This is a genomic window from Gordonia sp. NPDC003425 (genome assembly GCF_053588635.1).
Window position 1 is genome coordinate 44,617 of the sequence record NZ_JBSFQI010000022.1, and the last position, 18,226, is coordinate 62,842.

Here is an 18,226-nt window from a genome sequence, read left to right on the forward strand (position 1 = left end):
CACGTAGGCAGACTCGTCGCCGAGTCGCCAGGTGTCCCCGAGCGAGCGAGAAGTGTTGGGGTGCAAGCGTGTTCGCGTCATCGCGCAACCGAGGCGCCGAACCCCGCCGCGGGTCTCTGGCCGACCTCGCCGATGTGCGTGCCGACAAGCCAACCGCCACGAGGAGAGTCTGTGACCGTCGATCAATTCCGCCCCGGAGCACATGGCGCCGCGAACATCGGCCAGCCCGCGCAGTCCCTGATCGAGCGAATCGCCGCCGGCGAGCCCTACGCCATCAGCTTCGGCGGGCAGGGAGGGCCGTGGTTGCCCACCCTCGCCGAACTCGTGATCGACGCCGATCTCGAACACCGCGTGTCGACGGTCGTCACCGCCGCCGAACGACTTGTGGAGCCGGTCGCAGACTCCCTGGCCGTGGCGCGGCCCGACGGATTCCACCCGATTTCCTGGATACGCTCACACGACTCCGGCGACGACGTGCCCGACGACGCCGCGCTCGCCGACTTCGCTCTCTCGGGACCCGGTGTGCTGCTCTCCCAGCTCGCCGGCATCGAATCGGTCCGCAAACAGGGACTCGACCCCTCGGTGCTGACTCCGCGCGCCGTGATCGGGCATTCTCAGGGGTCGCTGGCCGTCGACGCCATCGGACGTGGCGACGCCGCGGAAACCGGTCCGGGACTGCTGCTGGCGGTGGCGCACCTCATCGGCGCCGCGGGCACCCTCATCGCGCGGCGTCGTGGCCTGGCGGCCGGTCCCGACGGCAGCCCGATGCTCGCGATCGGCGGTGTCGACCCGGCGCGGATCGACACGATCCTCGCCGACTACTGCGCGGACGTCACCGGGCAGGGCGCGGCCGAGGCGGGTTCGAGCACCGTGCCGGTGGTCGCGATCCGCAACAGCCGGCGGTCGGTGGTGCTGTCCGGTGCGCCCCGACACCTCGCCGCGTTCGCCGCCCGGTGCGAGACCATCGCCGCCGCCGAGGCCGACGCCCGCAAGCGCAAGGTCACCGGCGGTGCCCCCTTCGCGCCCATCTTCGACGCGTTGACGGTCAGCGTGGCCTTCCACCATCCCGGCATGGCCGACGCGGTCGAGCTGGTCCGCGAATGGGCGCTCGCCTGCGGCATCGACGCAGAGGTGGCCGCACAGCACGCGGCCGACATCCTGGTGAATCCGGTGGACTGGGTTTCGGCCGTCGACGCCACGGTCGCCGACGGGGCGAAATGGATGATCGACCTGGGGCCCGGTGACCTCGCGACCCGTCTGGCCGCACCGCTGGTGCGTGGGCAGGGGGTGGGCCTGGTTGCCGCCGCATCGCGCGGCGGACAGCGAAACCTGTTCAGCCCCGGCGGAATTCCCGAGGTGTCCCGGCCCTGGTCGGCGTTCGCGCCGACGCTGGCCACCCTGCCCGACGGACGTAGGGTGGTGGAGACCGCCTTCACGCGGCTCACCGGTCGTTCGCCGATGCTGCTCGCCGGCATGACGCCCACCACCGTGGACCCCGGTATCGTCGCGGCGGCCGCCAATGCCGGGCACTGGGCCGAACTCGCCGGTGGCGGGCAGGTCACCGAGGAGATCTTCGCGGGCAACATCGCCCGGCTGACCGACCTCCTCGAACCCGGACGCGAGGCGCAGTTCAACGCACTGTTCCTCGACCCGTACCTGTGGAAACTGCAACTCGGCGGCAAACGCCTGGTGCAGAAGGCCCGCGCGCAGGGCGCTCCCATCGACGGCGTCATCATTTCCGCGGGCATCCCCGAACTCGCCGACGCGGTCGCCCTCGTCGACGAGTTCGTTGACGCCGGCTTGCGGTTCGTGGCATTCAAACCCGGCACCGTGGAGCAGATCCGGTCGGTCGTCCGGATCGCCGCGGAGGTGCCCCACCACCCGGTCATCGTCCAGATCGAGGGTGGACGCGCGGGCGGACACCACTCCTGGGAGGACCTCGACGACCTGCTGCTGGCCACCTACGGCGAACTGCGCGCCCGCCCGAACGTGGTGATCTGCGTCGGTGGCGGCATCGGCACCCCCGAACGCGCCAGCGCCTACCTGACCGGGGCGTGGGCCGCCGACCACGGCTATCCGACGATGCCGCTCGACGGCATCCTGGTGGGCACCGCGGCCATGGCGACCGCCGAGGCCACCACCACACCCGAGGTGAAACAACTGCTGGTCGACACCGCAGGCTGCGACGAATGGATCGGCGCCGGACACGCCGACCACGGAATGGCCTCGGGCCGAAGCCAACTCGGTGCCGACATCCACGAGGTGGACAACACCGCGTCGCGATGCGGCCGACTGCTCGACGAGGTGGCCGGCGACGCCGAGGCCGTCGCCGAGCGTCGTGACGAGATCATCGGCGCGCTCGCCGACACCGCCAAGCCGTACTTCGGCGACGTGTCGGAGATGACCTACCGCGAGTGGCTCGACCGCTACGCGACGCTGGCCGTGGGCGACGACGCGCAACTCGCTCCCGGCACCGATGGCCGCCGAGATCAGCTACCGTGGGCCGACATCACCTGGCAGCAGCGATTTGTCGAGATGCTGCAGCGCACCGAGGCGCGGCTGCACCCGGCCGACCGCGGCCCGGTGCCCACCATGTTCGCCTCGCCGGCGAGCACCGACGACCCGCACGCCGCGATCGACGCCCTCGCGAGCGTCTACCCCGCAGTCGAGGTGGACATCCTGCACCCCGCCGATGTGGCGTTCTTCCTCGACCTGTGCCGCACCCCGGGCAAGCCGGTCAACTTCGTACCGGTGATCGACAAGGACGTCCGGCGGTGGTGGCGCAGCGATTCGCTGTGGCAGGCCCATGATCCGCGGTATCGCGCCGATCAGGTGTGCATCATTCCCGGTCCCGTCGCCGTGTCGGGCATCACGCGTGTCGACGAGCCGGTGGGCGATCTGCTCGACCGCTTCGAGGCGCAGGTCGTCACCGACCTCGCCGCCACCGGTGTGCGGCCGACTCCGGTCGATGTCCGTAAACGCAACAGCAGCATTGCCGACGGCGGCGTCCTCACCGCGATCCTCGACGCCGACGACGTCTCGTGGGTGGGTCGTATGGTGCCCAGTCCCGTTGTGGCGCTAGGTGACCGGGATCGCTGGGAGATCGTCGACGCGCGCCGTGCCGAACACGAGCCCACCGGGTCTCTGCTCGAGCACGTCATCGACGACCGTTTCGACCTCGTGGTGCCGATCTCCGGGAGTGCGGTACGCATCCCGCTGCAGGTGGGACCGTCGATCCGCGACGGCGGAAACCCTCGCGTCGACAGCGCCGATGCCGCCGGCGCGATGTCGGCGATCCTGCGGGTCGCCGCGGGCGGATCGCTCGCCGAGGTTCACGACGGTACGGCGACCACCACCGTGTCCTGGGACCCCGACCGCATCGCCGACCACGCGCTGGTGACCGCGAACACCCTGCCGCCGCACCTGCACGCCACCACCCCGTCGCAGCCCAACGGCTTCGCCGTCCCCGACACCCTGGTGGGGGCATGCTGGCCGAGCGTGTTCAGCGTGATCGGTGCCGCCCGCACCGACGACGGCGCACCCGTCGTGGAGGGTCTCCTCGACCTCGTGCACCTCGACCACGCGATCGAACTCACCGGTCCCATCCCGATGGCCGGGGCCGAACTCACCGTCACCGCGCGCACCACCGGAGTTCTCGACACCGAGGTCGGCCGCGTCATCGGCGTGAGTGTCGAGGTCAGTGGACCCCAAGGCGAGATCGCACGGCTGGCAGAACGTTTCGCCATCCGCGGTCGTCACGGGTCCGCCGAGCTCACCGACCCGGTCCGGGCCGGGGGAGCGACCACCGACGAACAGCAGGCCACCCGCAAACCATTGCGCGCGGCCACCATCGTGGCCCCGGCCCGCATGGGCGCGTTTGCCGCGGTGTCCGGCGACCGCAACCCCATCCACACCGATGCGTCGGCGGCGAAACTGGCCGGACTCGGCGCCCCGATCGTGCACGGCATGTGGTTGTCGGCGGCCGCCCAGCACGTGGTCACCGCCACCGATTCGAAGAATCCGACGCCGTCTCCGCGCCGCCTGCTCGGTTGGACGGCGCGGTATCTGGGCATGGTGCGCACCGGTGACCCGATCACGGTGCGTGTCGACCGGGTGGGTCTCGACCACGGACGTGAGGTGGTGGAGGTGTCGTGCCGGATCGGCGACGATCTGGTGATGAGTGCCACCGGTCTGCTGGCCGCCCCGCGCACCGTCTACGCCTTCCCGGGCCAGGGCATTCAGAGCAAGGGTATGGGCCTCGATGCGCGTTCACGCTCGAAAGCCGCACGCGCGGTGTGGGATCGAGCCGACCGGCACACCCGCGACGCGCTCGGCTTCTCGATCCTCGCGGTGGTGCGCGACAACCCCACCACGCTCGTGGCCGGCGGCACCACGTACTCGCATCCCGAGGGCGTGCTCTACCTGACCCAGTTCACCCAGGTGGCGATGGCCACCCTGGGTGTCGCGCAGATCGCCGAACTCGAGGAGTCCGGCGGGTTCGTCGAGGGTGCCATCACCTGTGGGCACTCGGTCGGGGAATACAACGCGCTCGCCGCCTGTGCCGGAGTGCTGCCGCTGGAAGCCGTGCTGGAGGTGGTGTTCCAGCGCGGTGAGGCCATGCATCATCTGGTGCCGCGAGACGACCTGGGACGCAGCGACTACCGTATGGCGGCGATCCGGCCCAGCCAGTTCGGGCTGGACGATGCGCAGGTGCCCGCATTTGTGGCCGAGATCGGTTCGGCGTGCGGGGAGTTCCTCGAGGTGGTCAACCTCAACCTGCTGGGTTCGCAGTACGCGATCGCCGGCACGGTACGCGGTTTGGAACACCTCGAGGCCGAGATCGAGCGTCGCCGTATCGAATTCGGCGGGAAACGCTCGTTCATTCTGGTGCCCGGCATCGACGTGCCCTTCCACTCGACGGTGTTGCGTGCCGGGGTCCCCGAGTTCCGCGGCAAGCTCGACGAACTGCTGCCCGCCGACATCGACCCCCAGATCCTGGTGGGCCGCTACATTCCCAACCTGGTGCCGCGGCTGTTCACCCTCGACCGCTCGTTCGTGGAGGAGATCGCAGCGCTGGTGCCCTCCGATCCCCTTGATGCGGTACTGGCCGATTGGGACACGTGGTCGGCCGACCCGCACCGCCTGGCCCGCACCATCCTCATCGAGCTGCTGGCCTGGCAGTTCGCCAGCCCCGTCCGCTGGATCGAGACGCAAGACCTGCTCTTCGCCGACGCCGGGCCCGGCGGCCTGGACGTGCAGCGATTCGTCGAGATCGGGCTCAAGGGCGCCCCGACCCTGACCGGTCTGGCCACCAACACCCTCAAGCTCGACGACTACGCGTCGGCGACCACCGAGGTGCTCAATCTGGAACGTGATTCCGAGGTGATCCTCGCCCGCGATTCCGCACCCGAGATCGTCGATGACCAGGTCGACGCGGCCGCGGCCGACAATGACGTCGCCGCCGCAGCCGAATCGGCCACCCCCGGAGCCGGGACGGCGAATACCCCCGCCGCCGTCCCGGCGCCGGCAGCCCCGGCCGGTGCTCCCCGCCCCGACGACCTCGCGTTCGGTCCGTCGGATGCGGTGCAGGCCGTGATCGCGCTGTGGACCAAGATCAGGGTCGATCAGATCGGGCCGGCCGACACCATCGAGGCCCTCTGCGATGGCGTGTCGTCGCGGCGCAATCAGCTACTGCTCGACATCGGCGGTGAACTCGGCCTCGGCGCCATCGACGGCGCCGCCGAGGCCGACATGGTGGCGCTGGCATCCACCGTCGACACACTTGCCCGCGGGTACCGGCCACTGGGTGCGGTGCTCACCGATGCGGTCGCCGACCAGATCCGCAAGATCCTCGGGCCCGTCGGCAAACGTCAGTCCTACATCACCGACCGGGTGAGCGAGGTCTGGCAACTCGGTTCGGGCTGGGGCACGCATACCGTGATCGCACTGGCGCTCGGCACCCGCGACGGCGTGAGCGTACGCGGCGGCGATCTCGGCGATCTGCTCGACGGCCCGCCGTCGACCGTCGGTGCGCTCGATGCCCTCATCGACCGAGCCGTCGGCGCGGTGGGCGCCCAGCGTGGTGTCGCGGTGGCCAAGCCGGCCGCCGAATCCGGTGGCGGGGCGACCGTCGACGCTGCCGCGCTCGGCGAGTTCACCGAGCAGATCACCGGCCGCAGCGGAGTGCTGGCCGCGGCCGCCCAGACGATCCTCACCAAACTCGGCCTCGCCGAAGAGGTCTCGGCACCGCAGGCCGCCGACAACGCCGACGCGCTGGTGGCCGAACGGGTCGGCGCCGAGCTCGGCACCGACTGGGCGCGCACCGTCGCACCGGCTTTCGACGAGGCGAAGGTGGTGCTGGTGGACGACCGGTGGGCCACCGCCCGCGAGGATCTGGTGCGGCTGTGGCTGAGCGACGAGGAGTCGCTGCACACCGGATTCGACGATGTGGTGGCTCGTTTCGCCGGCGCCGGAGCGGTGGTCGCGCAACACGCCACGTGGTGGCAGGGCAAGGCACTCGTCGCGGGCAACGGGGTGCACGCCCGCGCGTTCGAGGAAATCGCACACCTCGCCGACCACCCCGCACGCGGTGAGTTCTCCGACGACATCGCGGTGGTCACCGGCGCCAGCAAGGACTCGATCGCCGCATCGGTGGTCGCCGGACTGCTGGCCGGCGGTGCCACGGTGGTGGCCACCACCTCCCGGCTCGACTCGGACCGGCTGGCGTTCTACAAGAACCTCTACCGCACCCATGCCCGCTTCGACGCGGCGTTGTGGGTGACGCCGGCCAACATGGCGTCCTACACCGACGTCGACGACCTGGTGGGTTGGCTGGGCTCCGAGCAGACCGAGAACCTCGGTGGCACCACCGCCGTCGTGAAACCGGCGATGAAGCCGACGCTGCTGTTCCCGTTCGCCGCGCCCCGCGTGGCCGGGGACCTCACCGAGGCCGGTGGCCGCGCCGAACTGGAGATGAAGGTGCTGCTCTGGTCGGTGGAGCGTCTCATCGCCGGGCTGTCGGACATCGGTTCCGATCACGACCTCGCCGCACGACTGCACGTGGTGTTGCCCGGATCCCCCAATCGCGGCATGTTCGGTGGTGACGGCGCCTACGGCGAGAGCAAGGCTGCGCTCGACGCCCTGGTCACCCGATGGGCAGCCGAGGAATCCTGGGGAGCCAAGACGACACTCGCGCACGCACTGATCGGCTGGGTGCGCGGCACCGGCCTGATGGGGCACAACGACGGAATGGTCACCGCGGTCCAGGCGGCCGGGGTGCGCACGTGGAGCACCGACGAGATGGCGGCCCGGCTGCTGGGACTGTGCTCGGCCGAACAGCGCTCGGCCGCAACCGAAGCTGCCATCGTCGCCGACTTCACCGGCGGGCTCGATCCGTCGATCGATCTGAAGTCGCTGGCCGCGAAGGCAGCCGCGGCCGATACCGACTTGGTCGCCGATGCGGACGACGCCGGCCTCGACGAGTCGGCCACCGTGGCCGCACTGCCGGCTCCCGCACGCGCGGACAGGGCGATGACGCCGGAGTGGCCGTCGCTCGACACCGCCCCCGAGGACCTCGTGGTCATCGTCGGCGCCGGGGAACTCGGCCCGTATGGATCGGCGCGCACCCGCTTCGAGATGGAGGTCGACGAGAAGCTCAGTGCGGCAGGGGTTCTCGAACTGGCCTGGAATACGGGGCTGATCCACTGGGATTCGGTGCCCAAACCCGGCTGGTACGACACCGCGAGCGGCGACCCGGTTCCCGAAGCCGAGATCGCGCAGCGCTACCACGACGAGGTGGTGGCACGGTGCGGAATTCGCCGGTACGGCGACGACGGTGCCATGGTCGACAACTCGTCGCCGCTGCTGACGTCGGTGTTCCTCGACTCCGATCTGTCGTTCACGGTGAGTTCGGAAGCCGAGGCCCGCGCGTTCGCCGCGGCCGATCCCGAGCGGACCCGCATCGTGGCCGACGCGGAGTCCGGTGACTGGACGGTCACCAGGATGGCCGGTACCGAGATCCGCGTGCCGCGCCGGTTCGAATTGAGCCGCAAGGTCGGCGGTCAGATCCCGACCGGGTTCGACCCCACCCGATGGGGCGTCACCCCCGACATGGCCGAGTCGATCGACCGGGTGGCGCTGTGGAACCTGGTGGCGACCGTCGACGCCTTCCTGTCGTCGGGCTTCACCCCGAGCGAACTGATGCGGTGGGTGCATCCGGGACTGGTGGCCAACACCCAGGGCACCGGCATGGGCGGGATGACGTCGATGCGCGAGCTCTACGTCAACACCCTGCTGGGCGAGTCCAAGGCAAACGACATCCTGCAGGAGGCGTTGCCCAATATCGTTGCCGCGCACGTGGTCCAGTCGTATGTCGGCAGTTACGGCGCGATGATCCACCCGGTGGCCGCGTGCGCCACCGCGGCCGTGTCGGTCGAGGAGGGCGTCGACAAGATCCGTCTCGGCAAGGCCCTGTTCGCAGTCGCCGGCGGATTCGACGATCTCGGTATCGAGGGCATCGTCGGGTTCGGTGACATGTCGGCGACCGCGGAATCCGACGCACTGGCCGCGCGTGGCATCGATGAGCGCCGCTTCTCCCGTGCCAACGACCGGCGCCGCGGCGGATTCGTCGAATCCCAGGGCGGCGGAACCATTCTGCTGGCCCGCGGCGACGTGGCAGCGCAGATGGGGCTGCCCGTCCTCGGCGTGGTCGCCTGGGCGCAGAGCTTCGGTGATGGCGTGCACACCTCCATTCCCGCTCCGGGTCTGGGTGCGTTGGGAGCGGCACGCGGTGCGCAGGATTCCCCGCTGGCCACCGCGCTCTCGGCACTCGGGGTGAGCGCCGACGATGTGGCGGTGGTCTCCAAGCACGACACCTCCACTCGGGCAAACGATCCCAACGAATCGGAGTTGCATGAACGGCTGGCTGCGGCGATCGGCCGGGGCGACGGGGCACCGTTGTTCGTCGTATCGCAGAAGTCACTCACCGGCCACGCGAAGGGCGGGGCGGCGGCCTTTCAGCTGATCGGGCTGTGCCAGGTACTGCGCGACGGGGTGATCCCTCCCAACCGCAGCCTCGACTGTGTCGACGAGCAGATGCGCGAGTACCCGCACCTGGTGTGGCCCCGCGAACCCCTCGTGCTCGAAGACCGGTTCCCGCTCAAGGCGGGCCTGCTGACCAGTCTCGGTTTCGGGCACGTCTCCGGTCTCATCGCGGTGGTGCATCCGGAAGCGTTTGTGGCAACACTGGATTCGGAGGCGGCGCGCACCTACCGGGCGCGGTCTGCGCGTCGGGAGCGTGACGGTGCGCAACGTCGACTCGTCGCGATGTGTGGCGGCGAACCGGCCTACCGCAGGCCCGCCGACCGCCGATTCGATTCCGTCCGTGACGAACACGACGCGGAGTCGGAGTTGCTGCTCGATCCGGAGCTACGGCTGTCGGCGACGGGCGCCTACGGGCCGACCGCAACCGGCGTGAGCTGACGATGGCGGTCGTGGGAGTCGGTATCGACGTGGTGTCGATACCGGAGTTCGGCGAGCAACTCGCCCAGCCGGGGACCACCTTCGCCGACCGGTTCACGGTGGGGGAGCGGCGCGACTCGGCCACCGGCACCGGAGACGAGGCACGTCATCTGGCGGCCCGGTGGGCGGCGAAGGAGGCCGTGGTCAAGGCGTGGTCGGTGAGCCGGTTCTCGCGATCACCGCTGTTGCCGTTGATCCGTCACAGCGACATCGAGGTGGTCACCGACACCTGGGGCCGGCCCGCGATCCGGCTGTCGGGCGAGATCGCCGAGCACCTGCGCGGCGCGGCGGTGCACATCTCCCTGACGCACGACGGGCCCACCGCCGCGGCCGTGGCCATTCTGGAGGACCAGCCGGCCGGCGACGGCTAGTCGGCGCCGGTGCGTCGCGTTCGCACCCCAGACTGCCCCAGACTGCTCCCGGCGGCGGGCCGAAAGTAGGGGACGAATGTCCTTCCCCTACTTTCGCATTCGTCCCCCAGATATTCCTAGGGGAACGTCGGAAAGCCCGGGGAAGGTCGGTGGGCCAGGAGCCGACGTAACCCTCGCCGCCTCGGACCACGACTCAGGCGGTGGCCTCTTCGAGCATCAGGTAGCCGGCGAGCATGCGTTTGAGTTCGGTGACGGTTTCGGGGTGGTCGTGGCCGTCCTGGACCGAGAAGCTCAGCAACGAATACGCGGTGTGTACCAGCACCTGGGCCATCATCTCGCGCCGTTCGCGTTGCGACGGTGTCAGCGGCGCCAGAATTCGGGCCACCTGCTCGGCGAGCACCCGCTCGTTGAGCGACGCGGTGGCACGGGTGGCGGGTGTGGACTGCACCGCCAGCCACACGGCGCGGCGCGACGGATCGTCGCGCCAGAGTGCGGCGAGGTGATCGAGAAAGCGTTCGAGCAGGATCGGCCAGTCCAGCGACGGCACCTCCGAGCCGAACGCGGCCAACTCCTCGCGCACCCCGACGGTGTCCTGCCGGTCGAGTTCGCAGACGATGACGTACTTGTTCGCGAAGTACTGGTAGAGGGTGCCGATCGGGACACCCGCCCGCGCGGCGATTTCTTCGCAGGTGAGCGACTCGAAACCCACCTCGGTGAGCAATTCGCGGGCTGCGGTGAGCATCGCGGAGAACTTCCGTTTGCTGCGTTCCTGCGTCGGACGTTTACGCGGGACCAGGGGATCGGGTGCCAGCGAGTGGGCGCTCATCGGTCCGGTGGCGTCAGGCCGACAGGTCGCGGCGCAGCTTGGCCACGTGTCCGGTGGCCCGCACGTTGTACTGCGCGAGCGCGATGGTGCCGTCGGCGTCGACCAGGAATGTCGACCGGATCACCCCGTTGACGATCTTGCCGTAGAGCTTCTTCTCGCCGAACGCGCCCCAGGCTGTCATGACCTCCTTGTCGGGGTCGCTGAGCAGGGGAAAGGTGAGTCCCTGTGCGTCGGCGAACGCCGCCAGCTTCGCGGGTTTGTCCGGCGAGATGCCGACCACCGCGAGGCCTTCACCCTCGAGTTCGGCCAGGTTGTCGCGAAAGTCGCAGGCCTGCTTGGTGCAGCCGGGTGTGCCCGCCGCCGGATAGAAGTAGACGATCACCTTGCGTCCGGCGTAGTCGGACAGGGAGATGGGGTTGCCGTGTGCGTCGGAGAGCGTGAACCCGGGGGCCTTGTCGCCGACGGCGAGGCGTGCGGTGCCAGCCATGTGGCCAGGCTAGTCGATCGCCCGGATGAGTCCGACCACACCCGGTAGTCGGACATATGGGTCAAAGTTCCTGGTGTGACGTGCCTCTGCCCGGAAATCGCGTGCCGATGACGTATCCTGGTGCCATCGTTCGACATCGTCGGCGCGCACTCCCGAAGTCGTCGGGGATCAGCGCGCCGATTGTGTCGTGGCCGCAGGTGGTGGGCACCTCGGGCCGAGTGGGTACACAGCAGTGGGAGGACAGAAGTGGCCGGGGATACCGACCGTATCGAACAGGACATCGTGCAGGCCCGGGAGGACCTCGCCAACACGCTCGACACACTCGCCGAGCGGGTGAGCCCGGACCGATTGGCGTCGGACGCGAAGTCGACCGTGAAGGCATTTCTCGGCAAGCCGGCCGTCAAGTACTCGCTGGCCGCCGCCGGCGCGCTCGTCGTGGTCGTGGTGGTCCGGAAGATCGTGGCATGAAGCGTGGGCTGTGCGCGCTGACCGCGGCGGGAGTCGTCGTCGTCGGGGTGGCCGGTTGCTCGCAGCAACCCACCTACTCGGACGCAGTGACCAACGCTCCGGCGTTGCAGTCGCTCGCGCAACCGGACATCTCGGTGACCGGCTGGGGCGACAAGCCGATGATCAATCACGCTGTCGGCGTGATGCCCGGTGCGCCGATCCGCGTGAGCGCGCAGAACGGCAACCTCACCTCGGTGGTCGTGTCCGGCCCGAACGGTCCGGTCCAGGGCGCGCTGTCGGCTGATGGGTCCACCTGGACCTCGGGGCAGGCGCTCGACTTCGGCGGCGACTACACGCTGACCGCGGCGGCGCAGGGCGTCGAGGGCAACGGCGCCCGCAAGATCGGGTTCACCACCGCGTCTGCCGAGTCACTGGCCGACGCATCGTCGGTGGTCGAGGACAACGAGACCGTCGGCATCGGCCAGCCCGTCGCGATCAACTTCGACACCCCGATCGTCAACAAGCTCAACGCGCAGCGGGCGATCACCGTCACCACCGATCCGCCCGTCGAGGGAGCCTTCTACTGGCTCAACGACAGCATGGTGCGGTGGCGTCCGGAACACTTCTGGAAGCCCGGCACCAAAGTGCATGTGGCGGTGCGCACCAAGGGCATCGACCTCGGTGGCGGCGTCTACGGCGACAACGACCTCACCACCGATTTCAAGATCGGCCGGAGCATGGTGTCGGTGGCCGACGACAAGACGCACATGATCACCGTGTCGATCGACGGCAAGGAGGTCAAGACCATGCCGACGTCGATGGGCAAGGACTCCACGCCCACCAACAACGGCATCTACATCACAGCCGAACGCGCGCCGAGCGTCATCATGGACTCGTCCACCTACGGTGTGCCGGTCAGCTCGCCCGGCGGCTACCGCGAGACGGTATACGACGCGACGCGAATCTCGTTCAGCGGCATCTACGTTCACTCGGCGCCGTGGTCGTTGGGCGATCAGGGGGTGGACGACGTCAGCAACGGCTGCCTCAACGTGAGTCCCGCCAACGCGGAGTGGTTCCTCAACAACTCGCTGCGTGGAGATGTGGTGATCGCCAAGAACACCGTGGGTCCTCAGCTGCCCGGCGACGACGGACTCGGTGACTGGAACGTCCCCTGGGCGGTGTGGAAGAAGGGCAACGCCTGACGGGCAGGCCCGTGCGAGAGCCGTCATGGCCACCCGAGCAGGCGATTTCACTTCTGCACCGGTGAGCCTGTAAGGTTTCCTCTCGCACGGCACGCGCCATTAGCTCAATTGGCAGAGCAGCTGACTCTTAATCAGCGGGTTCGGGGTTCGAGTCCCTGATGGCGCACTGAAAAGCCCCTCACCAGCGGGAACGCAGGTGAGGGGCCTCTTTGTTTTCGCGGATACTCTCTAATCTACTCTCCAATTCCTCGTTCTGGGACGCTCCGGGACGACGTGGGTCAGGCGAACGAGCGCCTCGGGTGGTCAATGAGTTGTCGGAGTGTCGGGCCGGATAGGTAAGGCGCTGCAGGGCAGGATGGATGGGCCAGGCAGCCTATTGGTGAGGAGTCATCTGCGGTGGGATCGATCCACGACGTCATCGAAGCGTTCAGGCAGGCGCCGTCGAACTCGGAGCGTGGTACGAAGTTCGAGAAGCTGATGGTCCGCTACTTCGAGCTGGACCCGATGCTTGCTGATCGCTACGACTCGGTGTGCCGGTGGATCGACTGGGAGGGACGTGCTGGCAAGCCTGACACCGGGATCGATCTGGTGGCACGCGACCGGATCACCGGTGAGCTGACTGCGATCCAATGTAAGTTCTACGAACCTGACCACCATCTGGCCAAGAGTGACATCGACAGCTTTTTCACCGCGCTCGGCAAATCCCCGTTCACTGGCGGGATCATCATCTCCACCACCGACCGGTGGGGGAAGAACGCCGAAGACGCGTTGCATGACCAGTCCAAACCCGTCCAACGCATCGGCCTGAACCTCCTCGCCGACTCACCGATCGACTGGCAGATCGAGTGGGCCGACGACGACTTCACCGTCGGAGTCGAGCAGATCACCCGACACGAGCCTCGCGAACACCAGGAAACCGCGATCAACAAGGTCTTCACGGGATTCGCTGGTGGAAACGATCGCGGCAAGCTGATCATGGCGTGCGGTACCGGCAAAACGTTCACCGCGCTGAAGATCGCCGAACGCACAGCACTTGAGAACGGGGGGCGAGCCCGGATCGTGTTCTGCGTTCCGTCGATCTCTCTGCTGTCTCAGACGCTCCGTGAGTGGACCGCGCAGACATCTATGCCGCTGCGTGCGTTCGCTGTATGTTCCGACCAGAAGGTCTCACGAGCGGCTGAGGACTCCCGCACCTACGACGTCGCCATCCCGGTCACCACCAACGCAGCGAAGCTGACAGCGTCACTCACCAGCGCAGACCTCGACAGCGACGGACTCACCGTCGTTTTCACCACCTACCAGTCCCTTCCAGTGGTCTCCGACGCCCAAGCCCGAGGGCTCCCGGATTTTGACCTTGTACTTTGCGACGAAGCACACCGGACGACCGGCGTCACGCTCACAGATGCGGATGAGTCCAACTTCGTCAAAGTCCACGACTCTGACTTCCTCAGATCGACTCGACGCCTGTACCTGACCGCCACCCCACGAATCTACGACCAGAAGCTCAAAGACAAGGCCGAAGAACATTCCGCCGAGGTCGCGTCCATGGACAACGAGGAACTGTTCGGCCCGGAGTTCCACCACCTCGGGTTCGGCGAGGCTGTCGAGAAGGGCCTGCTCACCGATTACAAGGTCCTGGTGCTCACCGTCGATCAGTCGCTCGTCGCCGGCCCCATGCAGGAACAACTCGCCGGCCCCGAAAACGAACTGAGCCTCGATGACGCCACCCGCATCGTCGGCTGCTGGAACGGGCTGGCCAAACGCGCCGGCGCCGCGATCGACGGCTCCACATTCAACCCCGGCGAGAACCCCATGCGCCGTGCCGTAGCCTTCGCCAAAGATATCGCCACCTCGAAGTCCGTCGCCGAAATGTTCCCCGCCGTAGTCGACGCCTACCGCGACACCCTCGACGATGAAGTCAGCGACGACCCCGCAACCAACAACACGGACTTGTACTGCTCAGTCGAACACGTCGACGGCACCCACAATGCCCTGGAACGCACATCGCGCATCAACTGGCTCAAAGGCATCAGCGCGCCCCTGTCGGACAACGAATGCCGCATCCTGACCAACGCACGCTGCCTGTCCGAAGGCGTCGACGTCCCCGCCCTCGATGCCGTCCTCTTCCTGCACCCACGCAACTCGATCGTCGACGTCGTCCAAGCCGTCGGCCGCGTCATGCGCCTGTCCGACGACAAGGACTACGGCTACATCATCCTGCCCGTGGCCGTACCGGCCGAGATGAGCCCGTCACAAGCGTTGCAGGACAACAAACGATTCAAGGTCGTGTGGGAAGTCCTCAACGCGCTGCGATCCCACGACGAACGTTTCGACGCCCACGTCAACGCCATCAACCTCAACGCCGCCGACACCAAGAAGCTCGGCACCGGTACCGACTCGTTGATGGGCGGTCACATCGGCCCCACCAGCGGCGACGAAACCGAAACGATCGGCCCGTCCGATGACAGCCAGGCAACCACAACCAGCGACGCGGACTTCACCTCCCAGTTGGCGTTGTTCTCCCTGTCGCAGTGGCGTCAAGCGATCTTCGCCCGCATCGTCGACAAAGTCGGTACCCGCACCTACTGGGAAGACTGGGCACACGATGTTGCCGACATCTCCGCCGCACAAATCACCCGCATCAAAGCGATTCTCGCCCAAGGCAATCCGGCCATCGAAGGCGAGTTCGGCAAGTTCGTTGCTGGGCTGCGTGACAACCTCAACGACTCCATCAGCACCGACGACGCGATCAGCATGCTCTCCCAGCATCTGATCACCAAACCCGTTTTCGACGCTTTGTTCAGCGAACACGACTTCGCCTCCCACAACCCGGTCTCGATCGTCATGCAACGCATGGTCGACACCCTCGGCGACAGCGGACTGGAATCAGAGACAGCCAGCCTCGACAGCTTCTACGACTCGGTGCGACTACGCGCCTCCCAAGTAACCAGCGCTGAGGGCAAGCAGCGCATCATCGCCGACCTGTACGAACGGTTCTTCAAGATCGGGTTCGCCAAGCAGGCCGCTCAACTCGGCATCGTCTACACACCGGTCCAGGTCGTCGACTGGATCTTGCACGCCGCCGACACCGTCTCCCGTGAACACTTCGGCAAAGGCCTCACCGACGACAACGTCCACATCCTCGACCCCTTCACCGGCACCGGCACTTTCATCACCAGACTCATGCAGACCGGACTGGTCACACCGCACGACCTGGCCCGCAAATACACCGAAGAGCTGCACGCCAACGAGATCATGCTCCTGGCCTACTACGTCGCTGCGGTCAACATCGAAGCCACCTATCATGCGCTGGCGGGCAAAGCCGACACCGCTCACTATCAGCCGTTCCCAGGTATCGTGCTCGCTGACACTTTCCAGATCAGCGAAGCTGACGACACCATGGACGCCGAGATGTTCCCGGCGAACAACGACCGCATCACCCGCCAGCTCGGCACCAAGATCAACGTCATCGTCGGCAACCCGCCCTACTCCGTCGGCCAGGACAGCGCCAACGACAACAACGCCAACATCAAGTACCCCACTCTCGACGGGCACATTAAGGACACCTACGCTGACCGATCGACAGCGCGTAACAAGAACAGCCTCTACGACTCCTACTATCGGGCCTTCCGCTGGGCGACGAACCGCATCGGTGACCAGGGCATTGTCGCCTTCGTGTCAAACGGCGGATGGATCGACGGCAACACGCCCGACGGGGTACGCCTCACTTTCGCTGCGGAGTACAGCGCTATTTACGTCTACAACCTCCGTGGAAACATGAAAGCGTCCGATTGGAAGGCAGAAGGAGGACAAATCTTCGGGTCCGGATCACAGACGACGATCGCAATTTTCATCGGCGTAAAGGACCCGAGTCATGTCGGTCCGGCCGCCATCCACTACCGCGACATCGGCGACCACCTCACCCGCGACGACAAACTCCGCATCCTCGACACCGACCCCCTACCCGCCATCGACTGGGAGACCATCACCCCCAACGCGGCCGGCGACTGGATAAACCAGCGTGACAACACCTTCAGCACCTATCCCGCCATCGGCGACAAGGACGGAACAGGAATCCGTGTCTTCAACACCTACTCCCGGGGCCTGGCCACTGCGCGTGACGCATGGTGCTATAACGCTTCCAGGACCACGGTGCAAGACAATATGCACCGCATGATCGACTTCTACAACCAACAGGTCTACGACTTTGCCCAGACCGCGCCACCATCCGACCGCAAAGAGCGCGCCAAAGCCGTTGACAAGTTCATCGACAATAACCCGACCAAGATCAGCTGGAACCGCGGTACCAAACACGACCTGGCGCGCAACGTCGCCTACGAATTCAATAGCGGTGCAATACGGGTTGGGACCTATCGCCCCTTCGAGAAGCGATGGGTGTACTTCGACCGCAAGCTCAACGACATGGTCTACAAGCTTCCGACCATCTTCCCGACACCCCACCACACGAATATCGGAATATTAGTACTTGCTCCGCGAGACGGAACGACGTTTGCCGCGCTCGCGACGCGGCACATGCCTGACCTCTCGTTCTTCACGTACACGGGGCAGTACTTCCCTCGCTACACATACTGCAAACCTGACGAAGACGCCGGGACATTGGACTTCTCAACGGACGACTCGGGAGTCGACGAGTGGGGCTACCAGCGTGTCGACAACATCACCGATGAGATCGCATCCCTGTACCGTTCGGCGCTCGGTGGCGACGTCACCAAGGACGACATCTTCTGCTTCGTCTACGGCCTGCTGCATTCGCCGACTTACCGTGACACCTATGCCGCCGACCTCAAGAAGATGTTGCCACGCATCCCGACGCCGGAATCTCGCAACGAATTCGACACCTACGCCAACGCCGGCCGTCAGCTTCTCTCGTTGCACGCCGGCTACGAGGAAGTCGAGCCCTACCCATTAGACGTATCAGTGAAGAAGGTACACAGCCCCGACGACCTCGATACCTGGCGCGTTCAGAAGATGAAGTGGCGCTCCAAGACAGACCACTCAACAATCATCTACAACCCGCAGGTGACGATCTCCGGCATTCCCGAGGAAGCAGAACGCTACTTGCTTGGGTCACGGACCGCTCTGGGGTGGATCATCGATCGATACCAGATCAAGCCTGACAAGGACTCCAAGATCGTCAACGACCCCAACGACTGGTGCGACGAACACGACGACCCGACCTACATCGTCGGCTTAATCCGCAAAGTGACCACAGTCGCTGTGGAGACAATGGAGATCGTCGACTCCTTGCCGTAAAGCCGGGGACTGTCGTGAGAACGGTGTAAGTGGCCTTACCGCCCTCGGTGTGTCGGGGGCAGGAAGGTCGCATCATGACCGACACTCTGGTGGCTGTGGA

Annotated in this window: 7 protein-coding genes and 1 tRNA gene; 6 read left to right on the forward strand and 2 right to left on the reverse strand. The window is 66.8% G+C overall.

Features of this window, described 5'->3' with window-relative positions; translation table 11 throughout:
• The first annotated feature begins 171 nt into the window (after nt 1-171).
• Together ACWDTD_RS19415 and acpS are read left to right on the forward strand one after the other, a co-directional pair.
• Complete coding sequence (locus ACWDTD_RS19415; RefSeq protein ID WP_449748773.1) at nt 172-9,480, forward strand: fatty acid synthase subunit beta domain-containing protein; 9,309 nt, start codon at nt 172-174, stop codon at nt 9,478-9,480.
• Nucleotides 9,481-9,482: 2 nt separating this feature from the next.
• Complete coding sequence (gene acpS, locus ACWDTD_RS19420) at nt 9,483-9,890, forward strand: holo-ACP synthase AcpS (protein WP_449748774.1); 408 nt, start codon at nt 9,483-9,485, stop codon at nt 9,888-9,890.
• Nucleotides 9,891-10,083: 193 nt separating this feature from the next.
• On the opposite strand, the gene ACWDTD_RS19425 is transcribed toward acpS, so the two are convergent.
• Nucleotides 10,084-10,716 carry a TetR family transcriptional regulator gene (locus ACWDTD_RS19425; RefSeq protein ID WP_449748775.1) on the reverse strand — a complete coding sequence of 211 codons (633 nt, stop codon included), beginning with the start codon at nt 10,714-10,716 and terminating at the stop codon, nt 10,084-10,086.
• Between the two features lie 13 nt (nt 10,717-10,729).
• Entirely contained in the window at nt 10,730-11,203 is a 474-nt protein-coding gene (gene bcp / locus ACWDTD_RS19430) for a thioredoxin-dependent thiol peroxidase (RefSeq protein ID WP_449748776.1), read from the reverse strand.
• Between the two features lie 246 nt (nt 11,204-11,449).
• Here bcp and ACWDTD_RS19435 point away from each other — a divergent pair, with 246 nt between their 5' ends.
• The 4 genes from ACWDTD_RS19435 (at nt 11,450) to ACWDTD_RS19450 (ending at nt 18,126) form a co-directional block, all read left to right on the forward strand.
• Complete coding sequence (locus ACWDTD_RS19435; RefSeq protein ID WP_449748777.1) at nt 11,450-11,671, forward strand: DUF3618 domain-containing protein; 222 nt, start codon at nt 11,450-11,452, stop codon at nt 11,669-11,671.
• Nucleotides 11,668-12,852 carry a L,D-transpeptidase gene (locus ACWDTD_RS19440; RefSeq protein WP_449748778.1) on the forward strand — a complete coding sequence of 395 codons (1,185 nt, stop codon included), beginning with the start codon at nt 11,668-11,670 and terminating at the stop codon, nt 12,850-12,852. Before ACWDTD_RS19435 ends, ACWDTD_RS19440 begins: the two co-directional genes overlap by 4 nt.
• A 93-nt stretch (nt 12,853-12,945) precedes the next feature.
• Nucleotides 12,946-13,018: transfer RNA gene (locus ACWDTD_RS19445), tRNA-Lys, on the forward strand.
• A 230-nt stretch (nt 13,019-13,248) separates the two neighbouring features.
• Nucleotides 13,249-18,126, forward strand: a complete 4,878-nt coding sequence (locus ACWDTD_RS19450; protein WP_449748779.1) for a DEAD/DEAH box helicase — start codon at nt 13,249-13,251, stop codon at nt 18,124-18,126.
• The last annotated feature ends 100 nt before the right edge of the window (nt 18,127-18,226 follow it).